This is a genomic window from Bacteroidota bacterium, assembly GCA_016718825.1.
Taxonomy (GTDB): Bacteria; Bacteroidota; Bacteroidia; order J057; family JADKCL01; genus JADKCL01.
This window is the reverse complement of record JADKCL010000029.1, coordinates 53,416-70,679: the sequence shown is the minus strand read 5'-3', so window position 1 is coordinate 70,679 and position 17,264 is coordinate 53,416. Positions and strand designations below refer to the sequence as shown.

17 protein-coding genes and 1 tRNA gene are annotated in these 17,264 nt (G+C 50.3%); 4 read left to right on the top strand and 14 right to left on the bottom strand.

What is annotated here, in order from left to right; genetic code table 11:
- The first annotated feature begins 49 nt into the window (after positions 1-49).
- Together IPN95_23420 and IPN95_23415 are read left to right on the top strand one after the other, a co-directional pair.
- The gene (locus IPN95_23420) at positions 50-706 is read left to right on the top strand and encodes a protein-L-isoaspartate(D-aspartate) O-methyltransferase (GenBank protein ID MBK9452316.1); all 657 of its coding nucleotides are present in this window, start codon (positions 50-52) and stop codon (positions 704-706) included.
- A 137-nt stretch (positions 707-843) separates the two neighbouring features.
- Complete coding sequence (locus IPN95_23415; GenBank protein MBK9452315.1) at positions 844-2,103, top strand: T9SS type A sorting domain-containing protein; 1,260 nt, start codon at positions 844-846, stop codon at positions 2,101-2,103.
- Positions 2,104-2,175: 72 nt separating this feature from the next.
- On the opposite strand, the gene IPN95_23410 is transcribed toward IPN95_23415, so the two are convergent.
- The 8 genes from IPN95_23410 to bamD form a co-directional block, all read right to left on the bottom strand.
- Complete coding sequence (locus tag IPN95_23410; GenBank protein MBK9452314.1) at positions 2,176-3,543, bottom strand: hypothetical protein; 1,368 nt, start codon at positions 3,541-3,543, stop codon at positions 2,176-2,178.
- A gap of 145 nt (positions 3,544-3,688) precedes the next feature.
- Positions 3,689-4,492: an enoyl-ACP reductase gene (locus tag IPN95_23405; GenBank protein ID MBK9452313.1), complete on the bottom strand. Its 804-nt coding sequence runs from the start codon at positions 4,490-4,492 to the stop codon at positions 3,689-3,691.
- 55 nt (positions 4,493-4,547) lie between these two features.
- Positions 4,548-6,257 carry a DNA repair protein RecN gene (recN, locus tag IPN95_23400; GenBank protein MBK9452312.1) on the bottom strand — a complete coding sequence of 570 codons (1,710 nt, stop codon included), beginning with the start codon at positions 6,255-6,257 and terminating at the stop codon, positions 4,548-4,550.
- Between the two features lie 3 nt (positions 6,258-6,260).
- Positions 6,261-6,509 carry a hypothetical protein gene (locus IPN95_23395; GenBank protein ID MBK9452311.1) on the bottom strand — a complete coding sequence of 83 codons (249 nt, stop codon included), beginning with the start codon at positions 6,507-6,509 and terminating at the stop codon, positions 6,261-6,263.
- Positions 6,510-6,631: 122 nt separating this feature from the next.
- Positions 6,632-7,540 (bottom strand): DUF4835 family protein, encoded by a 909-nt coding sequence (locus IPN95_23390; GenBank protein MBK9452310.1) that lies wholly within the window; start codon positions 7,538-7,540, stop codon positions 6,632-6,634.
- Positions 7,537-8,724, bottom strand: a complete 1,188-nt coding sequence (gene coaBC, locus IPN95_23385) for a bifunctional phosphopantothenoylcysteine decarboxylase/phosphopantothenate--cysteine ligase CoaBC (GenBank protein MBK9452309.1) — start codon at positions 8,722-8,724, stop codon at positions 7,537-7,539. The genes IPN95_23390 and coaBC overlap by 4 nt, the downstream gene beginning before the upstream one ends.
- A 7-nt stretch (positions 8,725-8,731) precedes the next feature.
- The gene (locus IPN95_23380) at positions 8,732-9,061 is read right to left on the bottom strand and encodes a hypothetical protein (GenBank protein ID MBK9452308.1); all 330 of its coding nucleotides are present in this window, start codon (positions 9,059-9,061) and stop codon (positions 8,732-8,734) included.
- Positions 9,062-9,074: 13 nt separating this feature from the next.
- Positions 9,075-10,097 (bottom strand): outer membrane protein assembly factor BamD, encoded by a 1,023-nt coding sequence (gene bamD, locus IPN95_23375; protein ID MBK9452307.1) that lies wholly within the window; start codon positions 10,095-10,097, stop codon positions 9,075-9,077.
- A 335-nt stretch (positions 10,098-10,432) separates the two neighbouring features.
- On the opposite strand from bamD, the gene IPN95_23370 reads away from it, so the two are divergent.
- Positions 10,433-11,659 carry a pyridoxal phosphate-dependent aminotransferase family protein gene (locus IPN95_23370; GenBank protein MBK9452306.1) on the top strand — a complete coding sequence of 409 codons (1,227 nt, stop codon included), beginning with the start codon at positions 10,433-10,435 and terminating at the stop codon, positions 11,657-11,659.
- A gap of 166 nt (positions 11,660-11,825) precedes the next feature.
- Positions 11,826-12,002 (top strand): histone H1, encoded by a 177-nt coding sequence (locus tag IPN95_23365; protein ID MBK9452305.1) that lies wholly within the window; start codon positions 11,826-11,828, stop codon positions 12,000-12,002.
- Positions 12,003-12,130: 128 nt separating this feature from the next.
- On the opposite strand, the gene IPN95_23360 is transcribed toward IPN95_23365, so the two are convergent.
- The 6 genes from IPN95_23360 to IPN95_23335 all read right to left on the bottom strand — a co-directional run bounded on the left by IPN95_23360 (position 12,131) and on the right by IPN95_23335 (position 17,109).
- Complete coding sequence (locus IPN95_23360) at positions 12,131-13,018, bottom strand: 4-hydroxy-tetrahydrodipicolinate synthase (protein MBK9452304.1); 888 nt, start codon at positions 13,016-13,018, stop codon at positions 12,131-12,133.
- The gene (locus tag IPN95_23355) at positions 13,015-13,566 is read right to left on the bottom strand and encodes a hypothetical protein (GenBank protein ID MBK9452303.1); all 552 of its coding nucleotides are present in this window, start codon (positions 13,564-13,566) and stop codon (positions 13,015-13,017) included. Before IPN95_23355 ends, IPN95_23360 begins: the two co-directional genes overlap by 4 nt.
- The gene (ligA, locus tag IPN95_23350) at positions 13,563-15,581 is read right to left on the bottom strand and encodes an NAD-dependent DNA ligase LigA (protein ID MBK9452302.1); all 2,019 of its coding nucleotides are present in this window, start codon (positions 15,579-15,581) and stop codon (positions 13,563-13,565) included. The genes IPN95_23355 and ligA overlap by 4 nt, the downstream gene beginning before the upstream one ends.
- A 160-nt stretch (positions 15,582-15,741) precedes the next feature.
- Positions 15,742-15,814: transfer RNA gene (locus IPN95_23345), tRNA-Pro, on the bottom strand.
- Positions 15,815-15,832: 18 nt separating this feature from the next.
- Positions 15,833-16,168: a MerR family transcriptional regulator gene (locus IPN95_23340; GenBank protein ID MBK9452301.1), complete on the bottom strand. Its 336-nt coding sequence runs from the start codon at positions 16,166-16,168 to the stop codon at positions 15,833-15,835.
- Positions 16,165-17,109, bottom strand: a complete 945-nt coding sequence (locus IPN95_23335) for a M23 family metallopeptidase (protein ID MBK9452300.1) — start codon at positions 17,107-17,109, stop codon at positions 16,165-16,167. The genes IPN95_23340 and IPN95_23335 overlap by 4 nt, the downstream gene beginning before the upstream one ends.
- Positions 17,110-17,264: the final 155 nt, after the last annotated feature.

Genomic DNA, 17,264 nt, shown 5'->3' with positions numbered 1-17,264 from the left:
AATATGCAGGATTGTGGACGAAGCCTCAAATCTTGCTACCTTTGCAGCGATGATTGACAGCTATAAACACAAGGGTCTGCGGGAGAAATTGATCCGAGCGATGATGGAAAAGGGCCTGAAAGACGAGGCCGTACTTGCTGCAATGCGCAAGGTGCCGCGCCATGCCTTTGTCGAGAGTGCTTTCACGGAGGCGGCCTATGAAGACCGGCCGCTGCCGATTGGCGACGGACAAACGATCAGTCAGCCACTGACCGTTGGTTTTCAGAGCAGTATGCTCGACGTCAAACCCGGAATGAAAGTGTTGGAAATCGGAACAGGCTCAGGTTACCAAGCTGCCGTGCTCTGCGAATTGGGTGCAAAGGTGTTCAGCGTCGAGCGCATCCGCGTACATCATCAAAAGGCCGCAGCGTTGCTTGAGGAACTAGGCTACAAAGTTCGCCTGAAATGGGGTGATGGCACCATGGGTTGGAGCCAATTTGCGCCATTTGACCGCATTTTGGTCACTGCAGCAAGCCCGAGCGTGCCCGAAGCGCTCAAAAAACAACTGACAATTGGTGGAAAACTCATCATTCCCGTCGGCGAATTGGACAAACAACAGATGGCAACGGTGACGCGCATTGCAGAAAACGAATGGCAGATTGTCAAGGATGGATACTACCAATTTGTTCCGTTGCTGGGGAAACAAGGCTGGCAAGAAGAGGCTTGATCCTTTTCCACGGACAACATAACCTCTTCCATGCACGGAATTCATCGAGCAAATACAACATTTGATCGATGCAGGACATTTCAAAGGTTGCAATTCGGTAAGGGTTTCTTAAATTTCCATTCAAATTGAACGTCTGTATGAGAAAAAAAATTACACTATTTGTTGCGTTTGCGCTTTTGGCTGTGGGTGCCATTGCCCAGAGCGATTGCGGTAATGGCCGGTACCTATCCGAGGTATTTTCTGCCTATACCCGCACCAATAACATCACCTACGGTGCCAACATCAACCTGCAAGGGCAAAACCAATCCTTGGAGATGGACATTTGGGAACCTACGGGAGACAACGAACCGCTGCGCCCGATCATCGTGATGGAGCATGGAGGCAGTTTTGTCGGCGGCAGCAAGGATGCGGTGGACATTACAAGCTTGGCAGATCCTTTGAGCAAGCGCGGGTTTGTGATCGCATCTGTCGAATACCGTTTGGGTATGGCCGGACTTCCTTTCCCCGGCCCTGACTCCATCAAGGCCTCCACTTCTGTGTGGCGTGCAGTGGCTGACTTCAAAGCTGCCGTTCGATTTCTTTACAAAAGTGCCCAAAACGGCAATCCTTACCGCATTGACACCAATCGCCTCTACATTGGCGGCGTATCTGCAGGCGCAGTTTCTGCCTGCCACTATGCGTTCTTGGACGACATCAACGAAATGCCGAGCTACATCGACACCACCTTGGCAGGAACCGGCGGCGGTATCGAAGGAAACAGTGGTAACCCTGGCTACAGCTCACGCATTCATGGCGTCGTCAATGTTTGTGGCATGCTCGCGGATACCGCTTGGATGACTGCCAATGATGAACCGATTGTAAGCCTTCATGGCGATCAGGACGCCGTGGTTCCTTATGGCTCTGCCATGATCACGGTCGCTGGCTTCTATCCGATTTTTGTCGTCGATGGTAGCGCAAGCATCACCGCCAAAGCCGTTGAGTTGGGCATTGACAATTGTTTTTGGACTTATCCCGGCGGCGATCATACCCCGCACATCAACGGTGGAGCCGATTTGGTGACAACCGTGAATATCATCAGCAATTTCATGCATCACTTGGTTTGCAATGAGCCTACCACTTGTGATCCGCTTGCTGGTCAGGCCGATGCCATTTCCCGGATTCAAATGGAGGTTTTCCCAAATCCTGCGCAACAAGCATTTGACATTCAATTGAGTGGCGAAGTGCCTGCCAATTGGGATTATAGCTTGATCGATGCCACAGGTAGAATGGTCTCCACTGGAAACGTGAACGGCGCAGCAGCTGTTCGCCTCGACCGCCAAGGTTTGGCAGCAGGAATTTACCTGGTGAAAGTCGAAGGAGAGCAATTCTCGCGCACCCTGCGCGTCGTCCTTCAATAAGCAGGTTTTCCTTCACGCAAAAGGGCTGGCAAATTCATTTTGCCAGCCCTTTTGCATTTCGAAGAAGTCCGATCAGGGAAACAATACGCCGTTCAAATCGTCAATGGCCACCTTTGGAAGTACAGCACCGTACTTCGCCATGATGGCATCCAAAAACGCATTCGCGATCAATCCGGCTCCCTTGGCATTTGGCCCGAAGCCATCCAAGGAAAAGAAGCCTCCTGATGCAAATTCGGCAGTAAAGTCAACCGCGTCAAACCGGATTCCCGACTTGACCTGCGTATAGTAAGCCGCCATGTCGGCCACAGCAAAATCATACTGCGCGGCCAAATCCACGATGGCAGCATTGTAGCCAGCGATGTTGGAACGTAACAATTGCAATTCGCGGTCGATCAACGAACAACGGTCAGGAATCATCTTGAACAAAACGCCCATTTTGAAGCATTTCATCGAGTCCAGCGGCACGGTAAGCGTCAAAAATTCGTCGGCAGTCAACTGACGGATGCCATAGAGAGAATTGGAATCTTCCACGACAAAGCCATTTTCGCCGATTACAAACTCCAAGTCAATGCCGCCCGTGCCATAAAGTGTATTCAAGTCGTGGACATTGGCGGAGTCCAATACCAAGGCCCTTGTGGGGATCGTCGTGAAGAATGGAATGTCCAGCACGTCAGGAATCGTGGCCAAAACACCTTTCGCACCACCTGCGGACAAGACGGAAAGAATCGAATCGAGCTTGGACCTGAATGCGGCGGGGCTTGGCATTGGCGTTCCAGTACCACCCTTGCTCGCCCAGTTCCACATGTCGTCCATGCCCGGCCAAGCAATCACAAACGTGGGTTGCATTTCCACAACTGCTTCAAAAATGCTTTTGTTGGTGCCTGCGAATGGCAAACGCGAAGCGAATACAGAAGCCCCTCCCATCAAATGATCATCTCCCAAGTCTTTGCGATCCAAGTCCCAAAGTCCTGCTCCAGGCACCGTAAAATCATGAATGATGCCGAGATGACGGTCCCAAATTGCCGTTCCAGAAAGGTCATTCTCCGTCAAGGCTGTTTTGACAGGCCCCAAACTGACTTCGCCATTGCAATCGGTGCGGTCTCCGAGTTGGCTTTTGGTTTGGTAAGGCGTCTCCCAAGGATATGGATTCAAACCCAACGACAAACCCGCAGGAATCTCGGCCTGTGACAGCAGATTTCCGCCCGCCATGGCGAGCTGCTTGGCCACCAACATCGGAATCGAGGTCCGTTGCCCTTCGGCATACAAAGCCCCGTCTTTCATCCCCGACATCGCCGAACCGCCAAACGCTACCGTTCGGGAGAAATCGGCAGACCCGGAATCGGGCACCGGCCCCTCCAATTTGGCGGCACAGCCTCCCAAAATCAAGGCCAAGCCCAAAAAGGCGCAAGATTTTCCTGCAGAAATCAAATTTCCCTTCATGCCACAAGTTAATGAATAATTGAAAATGGAGAATGGAAAATTAAGCACCAGAGAAAATGAACCGTGCTCCATTTCTGCGATTCCCGAAAAATAAAAAATGGAGAACACCCCAAAGGACATTCTCCATTCTCAATTCTCAATTCTCTCATAACGCTTCCAGCAAATCCTCCGAAATGCCGACGCTGCTGAAGCCGCCGTCGTGGAAGAGGTTTTGCATGGTCACCTTGCGGGTGAGGTCGCTGAAGAGGGTGATGCAATAATCTGCGCATTCGTCGGCGGTGGCGTTGCCGAGCGGGCTGAGCTTTTCGCCGAAATCAAGCATTTTGTCGAAGCCTTTCACACCGGAACCGGCTGTCGTCGGGGTCGGGCTTTGGCTGATCGTGTTGACGCGGACCTTTTTGGCTTTGCCGAAGTGGTAGCCGAAGCTACGCGCGATGCTTTCCAACAGCGCTTTGGCCTCCGCCATGTCATTGTATTTTGCGAATGTGCGTTGCGCAGCGATGTAGCTCAGCGCCAGGATGCTGCCCCATTCGTTCATCATGTCGCGCTCGTAGGCGACTTGCATCACGCGGTGAAACGACATCCCCGAAATGTCGAGGGTCTTGTGGTACCAATCGTAGTTGAGCTCGGTATAACCCTTGTTTTTGCGCACGTTGGGCGACATTCCGATCGAATGCAGGATGAAATCGACCTTGCCGAAGCGCTCTGCGGCGACGTCAAACAAGTTGTTGAGGTCAGCCATCTCGGTGGCGTCTGCTGGAACGACGACGGTTCCCAAACGCTCTGCAAGCTGATTCACTTGTCCCATGCGCAGCGCGACGGGCGCGTTGGTAAGCAGGATTTCAGCGCCTTCGGCGTGGGCCTTTTCAGCGACTTTCCAAGCAATGGACGACTCGTCGAGCGCGCCAAAGATGATTCCTTTTTTTCCTTTGAGCAGGTTGTAACCCATATCTAGTTGTTTCTTCTTTTGAGGAAAATATACATTCAATTCAGGCAGCCGAGGCTCAGCCTTTGGCCGAAGATATCAATTCTTTTGCATTTTTGATTGCATGTTCGCTCGGGTCTGCGCCACTGAGCATGTGCGCGAGCTCCATCACGCGACCGTTTTCATCGAGTTTTTCCACCCGGCTAATGGTTCCTGCACCGACAATTTCCTTGTAAATGCGGAAATGATGGTCGCCTTTGGCTGCAATTTGGGGCAGGTGCGTAATCGCGATGAGCTGATAGCGCTTGGCGAGTTGCGCCATGACCTTGCCGACTTTGTTGGCAACTTCGCCCGAGATGCCCGTATCGATTTCGTCGAAGATGAGGACAGAAAGCTCTGCTTTTTCCGCGAGGGCAGCTTTGATGGCGAGCATGACCCTGGAAACTTCGCCCCCGGAGGCGATTTGCCCGAGCGAACCCAAGGGCAAACCCGCGTTGGTGCGAATTCTGAAATCCACCCGATTGATGCCTGAAGGATTGGGCTGGATGCGCTTTCCGTCGATTTCCAGGATGCCGTTGGCGTCTTCGATTCGGCCAATCGTCACCTCAAACTTGGCATTTTCCAAACCTACTTGCCGCAACAAGTCATCCACGCTCGCATTCAAGGTCAAGGCAACTTTTTTCCGCGACGCCTCCAAGGTCGTGCCTGCAGCTGCAACTTCTTTTCGCGCCTCGGCGAGGCGGATATTCAAGTCTTCGATTTGGCTCCCCAAGGAATCAAAATGCCCGACTTTTGCCGCGTATTCTTCCCGTGCTGCGATCAATTCGAAGACATTGGAAACGGAATATTTCTTCTTGAGGCGCTGCAAAAACTCCGAACGCTCCTGCATGGCCTGCAGGGTTCCCGGATCAAGGTCAATTTTGTCGCCGATGCGGTCGAGTTCGCGGACCGTTTCCTGCAGCAGGATGCGGGCTTCGTTCAAGCTTTGCTGATGCTGACCAATGCTTTCGTTGATTTTGGCGGCACGATCGAGGCGCTCGATCGCGGCGCTCAATTGACTGTAGGCCGAGGATTCGTCGTCATAAAGCGTACTGTTGACGAATCCCAGCGTTTCCTTGATTTCGCCGGCATGTTCCAGCATTTCGAGTTCGGCTTCCAGGGTCGCCTCTTCTTCCAGACTCAAATTTGCTGTCGTCAATTCTTCCACCAAAAACCGGAAGTAGTCCTGTTGTTGACGAGCGAGGGCTTCCTCTTTCTCCAGTTCATCGATCTGCTTCCGAATTTTGCTCAATTCGCCAAGTTTTTTCCCGAATTCCCTGGCCAACGGCGTCGTTCCAGCAAATTGATCGAGCAGTTTCAACTGAAAATCTGGATCGAGCAACATTTGATTCTGATGCTGCCCATGCAGGTCGACCAACATTCCGGTGACGTCTTTGAGCACCTGCAGATTCACGGGCGTATCGTTGATGAAAGCGCGGGACTTCCCATCGGCAGCGGCTTCCCTTCGAATCACCAAATGGGCATCATCCCAGTCAAAATCCTCGATTTTCTTGAGTTCATTCGCCGTTTCAGCAGGGATATTTTCGAATACGGCTTCGACGACACATTTTTTCTCGGGGTTGAAAATATAGCCGTAGTCAACCCGACGGCCCAAAATCAAACCGATGGCTCCTAGCAGCAATGATTTACCGGCCCCCGTTTCACCGGTGAGGATGTTGAGCCCTTTTCCGAGCAAAATGTCGGTTTCATCAATGAGGGCATAATTGGCGATGTAGAGGGATCGAAGCATGACTTACCAAGTGCTAATGAGGTCGTAAACAATGTAATGGATGTCTTGAAGAAGCAGTCGTTGTTGATGGCGCGATTTCCCCGTCCAGGCTGCGTTGACATCCTCCACAAGAATTTCGTCGGATTTTGTGGACAAAACGCATCCGGCATGGGTTTTCCCGTCCAGCATCACGACCTGAACGCTCTTCCCGGAAAGGCTGGGCAATTCTGCTGCAATCTTGCTTCGCGGAATGCGGATCGTTCGTTTTCCCATATCACAAATATAACGAGAATGAGGAATGGGGAATGGAAAATTGAGAATTGAGAATTGAGAATGGAAAATGGTGACTCAGTTCAGTGAAGTGCAATTCTCAATTCTGCATTCTCCATTATCAATTATTTCTCTTCGTTGATCTTTTCGTAGTCGCTGGCATTGGAGGGGTCGACTTCACTCATGATACGAATCACCTCTGCCTTTTCCTGCATGTTGGCTTTGCTAAAAATCTGGATGATTTCAGGGCCCTTTGCCGTGTAAAAAACGCGTGTGATGTACTTTCCGGGGAATCTTTGATTCATTTTCTGCAGTTCGCGCAACGCGCCCAAGACTGCAGTGCGACCGGCTACAAGATTCTTTTCCATTTGGTCAAGTCCTTGGCGGTGATACACATAGAAAATGTTGTGGATCTGACGCATGGAGTTGTCAAGCATATCATTGACCAGCCAATAGCGGTTGCGCGTCCCGTCATAGTTGCGCCATCCGCTTCCTCCGCTGTTGCCTGCAAGGTTCACAATCGTCTGCGCTTTCTGGAAATGCACGGCACCGCCTCCCATCTCAAAACTTTCCTGATCGAATCCGATGATCATGTAGCAGTAGAAGTTCAGCAAGGAGGTGAGTTCGTCGATGTAGTTGTTCTCTGAAAATTCGAGGGGCGTAAAAGGAACGAATTTGAAGTTGATGTCGGCGTCTTGTACATTAAGGATCATCGACTCATACTCTGAATTAAACACGGGCCGAATCACCTGCACTTGAAACGTCCCGGTGAATTGATCGACTTCGGGGCGATTGTTGATGATGATCTGCAAACGACACTTGATGCGCTCCCGCGGTTCATAGTTGAGATCGGTCCACTTTCTGAAATTGACATATTTCATGATCGCGTCCTCCATCTGCGGATAGATCGACTGATCACTCCCGACCGTGGGTGCAGAGACCTTGACAATGCATTGAAGTTCCTGTGCCTGCAAGCGCTGCAAACACGAAAGCATCAAAAATCCAGCAATTGCGATGAACCAGCGTAGTTTCATTGTTGAATCGTTTTGCATACGGCATTCAAAATGTCTGCCGCAACTTCTACTTTTCCTTTGAGTTCAAACGACTGCTTTTGACCGTCACGACCAAATACAGTCACCTTGTTGGTACTGCCACCAAATCCCGCGCCAGAATCGCGCAGCGAATTCAGGACGATAAAATCCAGATTTTTGCGCTTCATTTTGTCCAGCGCATGCGCTTCTTCATCGTTGGTCTCGAGGGCAAAGCCCACCAAAACCTGCCCTGCGGGCTTTGTATCTCCAAGGTGCCGCAAGATATCTTGCGTGCGGCCAAGCTCCAATACCAAATTTTTATCCGCTTTTTTGATTTTGGTGGGGCTGAATTCGACCGGTTGATAGTCGCCGACGGCGGCTGTCATGATGATCAGGTCTTGGTCAGCACTACGGCTTGTCATCGCGACAAACATCTCCGCTGCCGAATTGACGTTGATCAATTCCCAAGGCCCATCAGGCGACAGGGCTACCGGGCCGGAGACAAGGGTGACGGTTGCACCCAAATTGGCAGCTTGCCTTGCGAGGGCGTAGCCCATGGTACCTGTGGAGCCATTGCTGATAAAACGCACAGGATCAATGGCCTCACGGGTAGGTCCGGCAGAAACGAGTACTTTTTTGCCGTGCAAGGGCCTTGGACCGAAGTGGTTGATGACCGCTTCCAGGATGTCCTCCGGCTCCGCCATTCTTCCCTCTCCCACCAAACCGCTTGCAAGAAAACCGGTTCCAACCCCGAGGACTTGAACGCCATCCTTCTTCAGTTGGTTGAGATTGCGAAAGGTGCTTGGATGCTGATACATATCTGCATCCATCGCGGGTGCCACCAAAACGGGGCATTTTGCACTCAAATAGACCGCTGTCAACGCATTGTCACAAATGCCCAATGCAAATTTGGAGAGCGTATTGGCAGAGGCAGGTGCGACCACCATCAAGTCCCCCCAAGCGCCGAGATGCACGTGTTCGGTCCAGTTTCCGTCCCACAAGCCAGAAAAAACGGGCTGTTGCGAAAGGTTGGAAAACGTCAGCGAACCCACAAATTGCTTTGCGGCCTCTGTCATCACCACACGTACCTCGGCACCATTCTTAACGAAAAGCCGCACCATAAGTGCGGCTTTGTATGCTGCGATACTGCCTGTGATGCCTACAATGATTTTCTTGCCGGCAAGCATGGGCGTATCAAGGATTCAATTCAGGGGCGTTGGTGTCTGCTGGATTGTCCCTGTGCCTCCAATAGACGCGATGGGCCATGAACTCTTCGACGGCCACTTGCGTTGGCTTTGGAAGGCGCTCGTAGTGACGCGAAATTTCGATTTGCTCACGGTTTTCCGTGATCTCATCCAAATTGTCGTGTGCAGGTGCAAATTCTGCCAAGCGACGACCAAGTTCTTCCTTGATCGCAACGGTAAACTGATTGCTACGGGCTCCAATGATGGACACAGACTTATAGATGTTACCGGTTGGGTAACTCATATCGTCCAAGTTCAGGGGCAGGAAATTATTCTCCATGTACTGTATTCAATTATTCTTTGAACTTCTCTTCGTATTGCTGAAACAACCGATCGGCATCTGCGAGGTAGGAGCTGTTGGGATACTTCTCCTGAAAACTGCGGTAGGCGTCGAGTGATTTGGCGTATTCTTCCTTTCGAACGTCCTCCTCACTTGCTTCCATTACCGCAGTCATTGACCGCTTAAACACCTCAAAGGCTGCTTTTTCGTCGTCTTTGGCCTTTTCTTCCAGCAATTTCTTTTGATTTCGCTCGATTTCAGATCGCAGACCTTCAGCTTGATCAGCAAATTTACTCGAAGGAAACTTCTCTACAAACTTTTCATGAAATTCCATGGCCTCGTTGTAGCGATCGAGGCGCTTGCTACTGATGCTGGATGCGGCCAAATCCACCGCCGATTTCACGAGGAGGAATTGCGATTCCTCTCTAAATTTCGAATCCGGGTATTCGTTGATCATCACTTTAAAAGCCTCGACGCCAGCTTTGTGGTAGCCGATCTTGTGATAGAGCAACGCCTGTTCAAATGCCTTTTTTGCCAAACGCTCACGCAGTTCCGTCAAGTAAGTCATGCTCTTTTCCTTGTGCTCGGTATCAGGATGCCGGCTGAGGAACAATTGGAACTGATTGATTGCCTTTTGCGTGTATTTCTGGTCCAAATAATAGGGATCCGAGATCTGATAGTAGCATTTAGCGGTCATGAACTCAAACTCTTCGGCATGCTTGCTGCCTGGATATTTCTGGGAATAGTCGTCAAAGTAGAATGCCGCAGTCACCAATTCGCCCATGAAATAGCGGCAGTAAGCATAGTAATAGTACATTTCCTCCATCCGGGGATGACCGCGGTACACGGCCATGAGCTCCTCAAACAGAAAAACCGCTTGGTCGTATTTTTTGTGTTTGTAGTAAGCGGTCGCGGCGCTGTCCTTGTCGGCAATGGAATCGCTCTTGGCCAATTTCTTATACGGATCGCAGCCTGAGAGGGCCACCAACAATACCAAACTGGTGAGTAGAAGAAATGGGACAACGATTTTTCGCATACAGGGCGCAAAGATAAGGTATTCCAACGGAATCGTGCACGAGAAACTTCAGTATTCCACGGCAAAATTGCACAATCTCCTTCTGGAAACGCTGCTCCGATGTACTTATTGCAATTCGAGGGATTTTGAGCGATGTGCAGAGTTTATCAAGATTGGTGAATAACTCAAGTTTTCGAATATTTCAAGAATCCCGACCTTGCGGCGCTTGAGAGTATGACCCTTACGGGCCTAATTTTTTGACTTTCAGCATTTGATTGTAATTTTGCACCTGATTTGTGCATTTTGGTTCAACCTAAACGCTTAGAGACTTGGACATTTTCAGTAAGATTGATAAGATGATGAAGGCCGACCTTGGGCAATTTGCCGGAGTTGGCCACGGATATTTCACCTTTCCAAAATTGGAAGGCGAAGTCGGACCTTGGATGACTTTCCGTGGAAAGAAAGTCCTCAATTGGTCGCTCAACAACTACTTGGGCCTCTGCAACCACCCGGAAGTGCGTAAAGCCGATGGCGAATCTGCAGTGAAGTATGGCTTGGGATATCCCATGGGTTCCCGCATGCTTACCGGCAACACCGACATCCACGAGCAATTTGAGCGTGAGGTGGCCGAATTCATGCAAAAGGAAGATGCATATCTGCTCAACTTTGGTTACCAGGGTCAAGTTTCCATTATCCAGAGCTTGGTTGACCGTCACGACGTGATCGTCTATGACCAACTGAGCCATGCCTGTATCATGGATGGCATGATGATGACGCTTGCCAAGCGCTTCGTTTTCAAGCACAATGACATGGACCAATTTGAGGATCGCCTCAAAAAAGCAACTGCAATCGTCGAAAAGACGGGCGGCGGCATTTTGGTGATCACCGAAGGTGTTTTTGGCATGAAGGGTGACCTCGGCAAACTCGACAAAATTGCCGCATTCAAAGACCGTTACAACTTCCGTTTGTTGGTCGACGATGCACACGGCTTTGGTGTCATGGGCGCTACAGGTATCGGTACCGGCGAACACCTTGGCTGCCAAGACAAGATTGATGTGCTTTTCTGCACCTTCGCCAAGTCGATGGCAAGCATTGGCGCATTTGTCTGCGGTGACAAGAATGTCATCAACTACCTCCGCTACAACATGCGTTCGCAGATCTACGCAAAAACGCTCCCGATGCCATTGGCTGTAGGGGCATTGAAGCGACTCGAACTCCTGAAAAATTCGCCGGAAATGCGCGAAAAACTCTGGAGCATCGTCAACGCGATCCAATCAGGCTTGCGTGCGCGGAATTTTGACATCGGCATCACTGAATCTCCGGTCACTCCAGTTTACCTGAAGGGCTCGTATGAGGAAGCTGCCCGCATGATCATCGACCTCCGTCAGAACTACAATCTGTTTGTTTCCGTGGTGACCTATCCTGTGGTCGAGCGTGGCGAACTGATGCTGCGCATCATTCCAACTGCTACCCACTCCATGGAAGACGTGGAATATACCTTGAACGCATTTGAGGAGATCCGTGCAAAGGTCGAATCAGGCGCTTACAAGCAAGGTGCACCGCTTCAAATTGGTGCGCTTTGATTCATTTGGGAATCAAGAAAGCGGTTACTTTGGGGTAACCGTTTTCTTTTTGCCCATTTATGAACAATTGGCGGTTGGAATGTGTAAAATTATTAGCCGACGTCGGTAGTTTCTTTTGCCCAATTGCCTATCTTCGCATGAATACCAACACATTTATTTTAAAGAGATGAGTAGATTTGAACAACTGAAGCATCTGGTCATGGGTCTCGAAGGCGACTTTGACAAGTTCTACAACAAGAGCAATAAGGCTGCAGGTACGCGTATCCGCAAGGGCATGCAGGACTTGAAGGTCATGGCTCAGGACATCCGCAAGGAAGTTCAAGACAGCAAGAACGAAGGTTGATCCTTTTGATCTTGAAGAAATAAGGCAAGACTGCGTTCTTGCCTTTTTTTGTGTCTAAAAGCGCAAAATGAAAAGGGATGGATACGCGTGTATCCATCCCTTTCCATTTTCAAGCAACGTTTCGCGGCTTAGCGCATTCCCATTGCAGACAACTCCTGCTGCAATTGCGCGCGCAAACCCTCACTTGCGGGCCATAACGGCATTCTCACATGATCGCCCCCGATGCCGAGCAAGGAAAGGGCTGACTTGATCCCGACAGGATTCCCTTCGGCAAACAATTGCTGTGTGAAACGCAACATGGGGTAATGAAGCTTCCGGGCATTCGCAAAGTCGCCGGTAAGTGCTTGGCGCACCATTTCCCCAAATTGCCTCGGCAATGCGTTGGCAACCACCGAAATCACACCGTCGGCGCCGGCTCCGATCAGCGGCAAGGTGATGGCATCATCTCCCGAAAGCACCAAAAAACCTTCAGGGCGATCCCGAATGATCTCCATCGCTTGCTCAAAAAGGCCACTTGCCTCTTTGATGCCAATGATATGCTTGTAGGCATGCGCAAGTCGCAAGGTCGTCGCAGATGTCATGTTGCTCGCTGTGCGGCCAGGCACGTTGTACAGGATGATCGGCGTGGTCACGGCCTCTGCAATCGCCGAAAAATGCCGAAAAATGCCTTCCTGTGAAGGTTTGCTGTAATAGGGACTCACCGACAACAATGCATCGGGCTTGTATTTGGAGGACCAATTGCGCGCCTTTTCAATCACCTCGGATGTATTGTTGCCGCCGACGCCGAGCACAACCGGTAAGCGTCCGGCATTTGCAGCCATCACGGTCTCCACAACCGTTTCCTGCTCTTTGGCAGAAATCGTAGCCGCTTCTCCAGTGGTCCCCAGAATCACCAAAAATTCAACGCCGCCATCCACAAGATGATGCGTCAATTTGGTGATGCCGTCGCGGTCCAGCGCATCATCTGATAAAAAAGCCGTGGTCATCGCCACACCTGTTCCCTGAAATTTTCTCATTTCTCAAGCATTTTGGAATAGAACTCAAAGGTCTCCAATATCTTGTTCAGTTTCATCTCCATTGGAACCTGCAATAACAATTCGTAATAGGCAACAAAACTTGCCTCGTGCACACCTACGCGGGTTTTGGCATTTGACAAACCGCAAACAAAACGCGAGGTCAACTTTTCCGATGTATCGAGGTTGACCAGGATATCCAAATTGGCCGAATTCAGCTCCTGCATCCGTTTAATCGAAGGAAATTGCAGCCAATTCATCTGCTGTCTTCCGATAAAAATAGACTGATTGGAGTCGTGAAACATGGGTTCTGCCTTGCGTCCGTAGCTGATTTCGACCACAACCACCTTTTTCCCCTTGTCTTCGAGGTGGGTGATGTACTTGGTAAAGTACACAAGATTGTCCGCAGAAAATTGCTCGATGTTCACGACAAATCCGATGGAGGTTGCGCGGTCGAGGTCCACAAAGGCATGCGGAAAACTGACCTTCTTCGCGCGCTTTTCAAACGTGCGCACTGCATAGCGATGCCTCAGGGATTGTAGCCAATTCATGCGAGCATCTCCCTGAATTCCTGCTCAGAGAGCACCTTGACCTTGTCTTTGGCGGCTTTGTCAAGCTTGGAAGGACCTGCATCTGCGCCCGCAAGCAGGTAGGTCGTTTTTGGCGAGACGGAGCCTTTGATTTGGCCTCCATTCGCCTCGATCACATCCTTGATTCCGTCCCGGCTGAAGTGTTCAAAAGTACCCGAAACTACAAAACTCATTCCGGCAAGCTTTTGAGAAACAGCCTTCTCCCCTTCTGCCAGCTCAAATTGCAAACCTGCAGCCTTCAACCTTGCCAAACGGGCTTGGTTGATCTCACTTCCAAAAAATTCCAGAATGCTTTCGGCGATACGTTCTCCGATTTCGTGGATCTGTAGAATATCTTCCTTCGTGGCCGCCGCCAATGCATCGATCGTCTGGAATTGTTTGACGAGTTTTTTGGCCACCGTTTCACCGACAAAGCGAATTCCCAAAGCAAAAACCACCCTCGGATAAGGGACATTTTTACTTGCTGCAATGGATTCTATAAGGTTCTTGGCACTTTTTTCGGCGAATCGATCCATGGCAACGACTTGGGAAAATGTCAAGTCATATAAATCGGTGTAATCACTGATCAGGCGTGCATCTACCAATTGCCCAATGATTTCCGCCCCAAGTCCGTCGATGTTCATGGCCTTCCTTGCCACAAAATGCTCGATTCGGCCTTTGACCTGCGGAGGGCAAGTTGCTGCGTTGGGGCAAAATGAACCGACCTCGCCTTCATTCTTTTGCAGGGCCGTCCCGCAATCCGGGCAGTGTGTGAGAAAAACGACCGGCTCCAAGCCTGCCTTGCGCATTGGCAATACGACCTCAATCACTTTGGGAATGATTTCGCCGCCTTTGGCTACGCGCACGATGTCACCCACATGCAAGCCAAGCCGTTCGATCTCATCGGCATTGTACAAGGAGGCGCGTTTGACCATGGTTCCGCCAAGCAATACAGGCTCCAAATTGGCAACCGGCGTGACGATGCCCGTGCGGCCTACTTGATAACTTACCGATTTTAATTCGGTCTCGGCCTGCTCGGCTTGATACTTGAACGCGATGGCCCACCGGGGAAACTTGCTCGTGAATCCGAGCGCCTCGCGAACAGCTACTTCGTTGATTTTGATGACAATGCCGTCAATTTCGTAAGGAAGTTCGTCGCGGTGTTTGTCCCAATGGTTGATGTATTCAAATACCTCGTCGATGTTTTTGCAGATGCCGACGTTTTCATTGGCCTTGAAACCCCATTCGCGAAGGAGGGCTTGCTGCGCACCATCCGTATCGGGCAAGGCGCCGTCAGAATAAAGTTGATAGGCATAAAAGGTCAGTGGCCGCGAAGCAACCACGCTGGAATCTTGGTTTTTCAGGGTGCCTGCGGTTGCGTTGCGAGGATTCATCAAGCGCGCCTCCCCGTTTTCCTCACGTTGGTCATTGAGGGCATTAAAGGGCGCAACGTGCATCAACACTTCGCCTCTGACCTCAAATTCAGCGGGAATGGCTGCATGTTTTACCCGCAACGGCACGGTTTGAATGGTTTTGGCATTGGCCGTGATTTCATCTCCTTGGACGCCGTCGCCACGTGTGGAAGCAGCAGTGAGAATGCCATTGTCATAGTGCAGACTCAAGGAAACACCGTCGTATTTGTGCTGCACGATGTACGTGAAGGACTGTCCCTCCAAGAGTTTTTCCACGGATTTGAGCCAGTCATCGACCTCTTCCCTGCTGTAGGTATTTTGCAGGCTGAGCATCGGACGTTTGTGGATAAATGGCGGAAAATCCTTGGTGATCGTCCCTCCCACTCTGATCGTCGGCGAATCGGGCCGCATGGCATCAGGAAATTGCTGTTCCAGGTCCTGCAACTCACGCAGGAGTTTGTCAAACTCAAAATCCGATATCGTCGGCGCTGCCAAGACGTAGTAGCGGTGGTTGTGGGCATTCAACTCGTCTGTGAGCTGATCGATACGGGCCTTGATTGCCTCGGTTGCAGTGGGATGAGCCATTGAATTCGGTCCAGATGATCAAAAAATGCCGACTAGGCGGCTTGGGGTTTCAAAATGAACAAATTTTCTTGAGCAAATTTGGGCTAATTGTCCACAGGAAAACAAGGAAACCGCGCAAAAAAAGAGGCCATCCGCGTTGGACAGCCTTATTTTCCTTTAGTCGAGGTGACTGGACTTGAACCAGCGGCCACACGCCCCCCAGACGTGTACTCTACCAACTGAGCTACACCTCGATGATTGGGAGGGCAAACTTAAAGATATTCTTTCAATTCTGCCAAGAATCCACGCACTTTTAATAAAGTTTCTCGGGTGCGTTGCTCGTATTCAAGATCTTTGGGATTCTGCTTGAGTTTGTCTTGGGCACCTTTGAGGGTGAATTTGCGCTCTTTGACCAAATAATAAATGGTCTTGAGCATCGCGATATCGGCCTCGGTGTAGGTGCGGTTTCCCTTGCGATTTTTGCGTGGGCTCAATTGGGGAAACTCTGTCTCCCAGAAACGGATGAGCGAGGGCTTGACATCCAACATGTCTGCCACTTCACCAATCGTGTAATACTTCTTCTGAATGTCTTCTTGCTCTTCCATCAGTCCATTGACTCATTGATCTGATTGGCCTGACGTTTGAAACTCACGTACTGCTCAGGCGTCAAATCCGAGTAAAAATAATCAATGGGATCGATTTTGACACCGTCTTTTTTGATTTCGTAGTGCAAGTGAGGGCCTTTTGACAATCCTGAATTTCCCGAATAAGCGATCAAGTCCCCTCGCTTAACCTTCTGCCCCACCTTCACAGCGACTTTGCTTAAGTGGGCATACTTTGTTTCAATGCCAAATCCGTGCTGCAAGTCCACACAAAGTCCATATCCATTGGCCCCGTGATTGGCATTGATCACTGTACCTTCAGCCGTTGCATAGATCGGCGTACCCATCGGTGCTCCAAAGTCAAGCCCGGTATGGAGTTTCCTGACTTTCAGGATCGGATGAAAACGATAGCCAAACCCACTGATACAATCGTTGGCAATCGGCCGGATGGAAGGCATGTGCTTCATTTCATCCTCTCGCACTGCATACATGGCGAGCAATCGGCGAAACGACTCCCTTTGGATCTTGACTTTGCTATTCAAGGCATCCATGCGCATGTCGGTTTCCTGCAGCGATTCCTTTTCAAAGGGTTTGAACTCCGCAGAACCGCCCGAACCCGCCTCCCACTCATCCTTGATGGGGTCTGCTTTCAAAATGGCACGGTAAACGTCTTCGTCCTTTTGATGGAGGGCCTCCAAATCCGTTTCAAGAGAGGCAATCGCTTCATCAAACTTTTCAAGCTGAAGGGATAGGTCCCGGTTGTCTTGCCTGAGCTGCTCCGTCAATGGATTCGAAGAAAAATAGAACAAATAGACCACCACCAAAATCGCCACGACACCGGAAACCATCAGATAAGACAGCACAGTTCGCAAAATGGTATGCGAATCCATGTTGGCTTTCTCAAAGTTGCAGGTCTCTGTATCGTAGTAATATTTGATTTTAGCCATACAGTTGACGTTTTTTTCCTAGTTTTACAGCCTTTTTATGAAGGCAGAATTCCATGCGGCAATGGCCGCGCAAATTTCGATATTTCTGACGGATACTGAAACCCCCACAGGCGGTGACAGCTTATCCACAGGTTATCCACAGATTCAAAATTAGA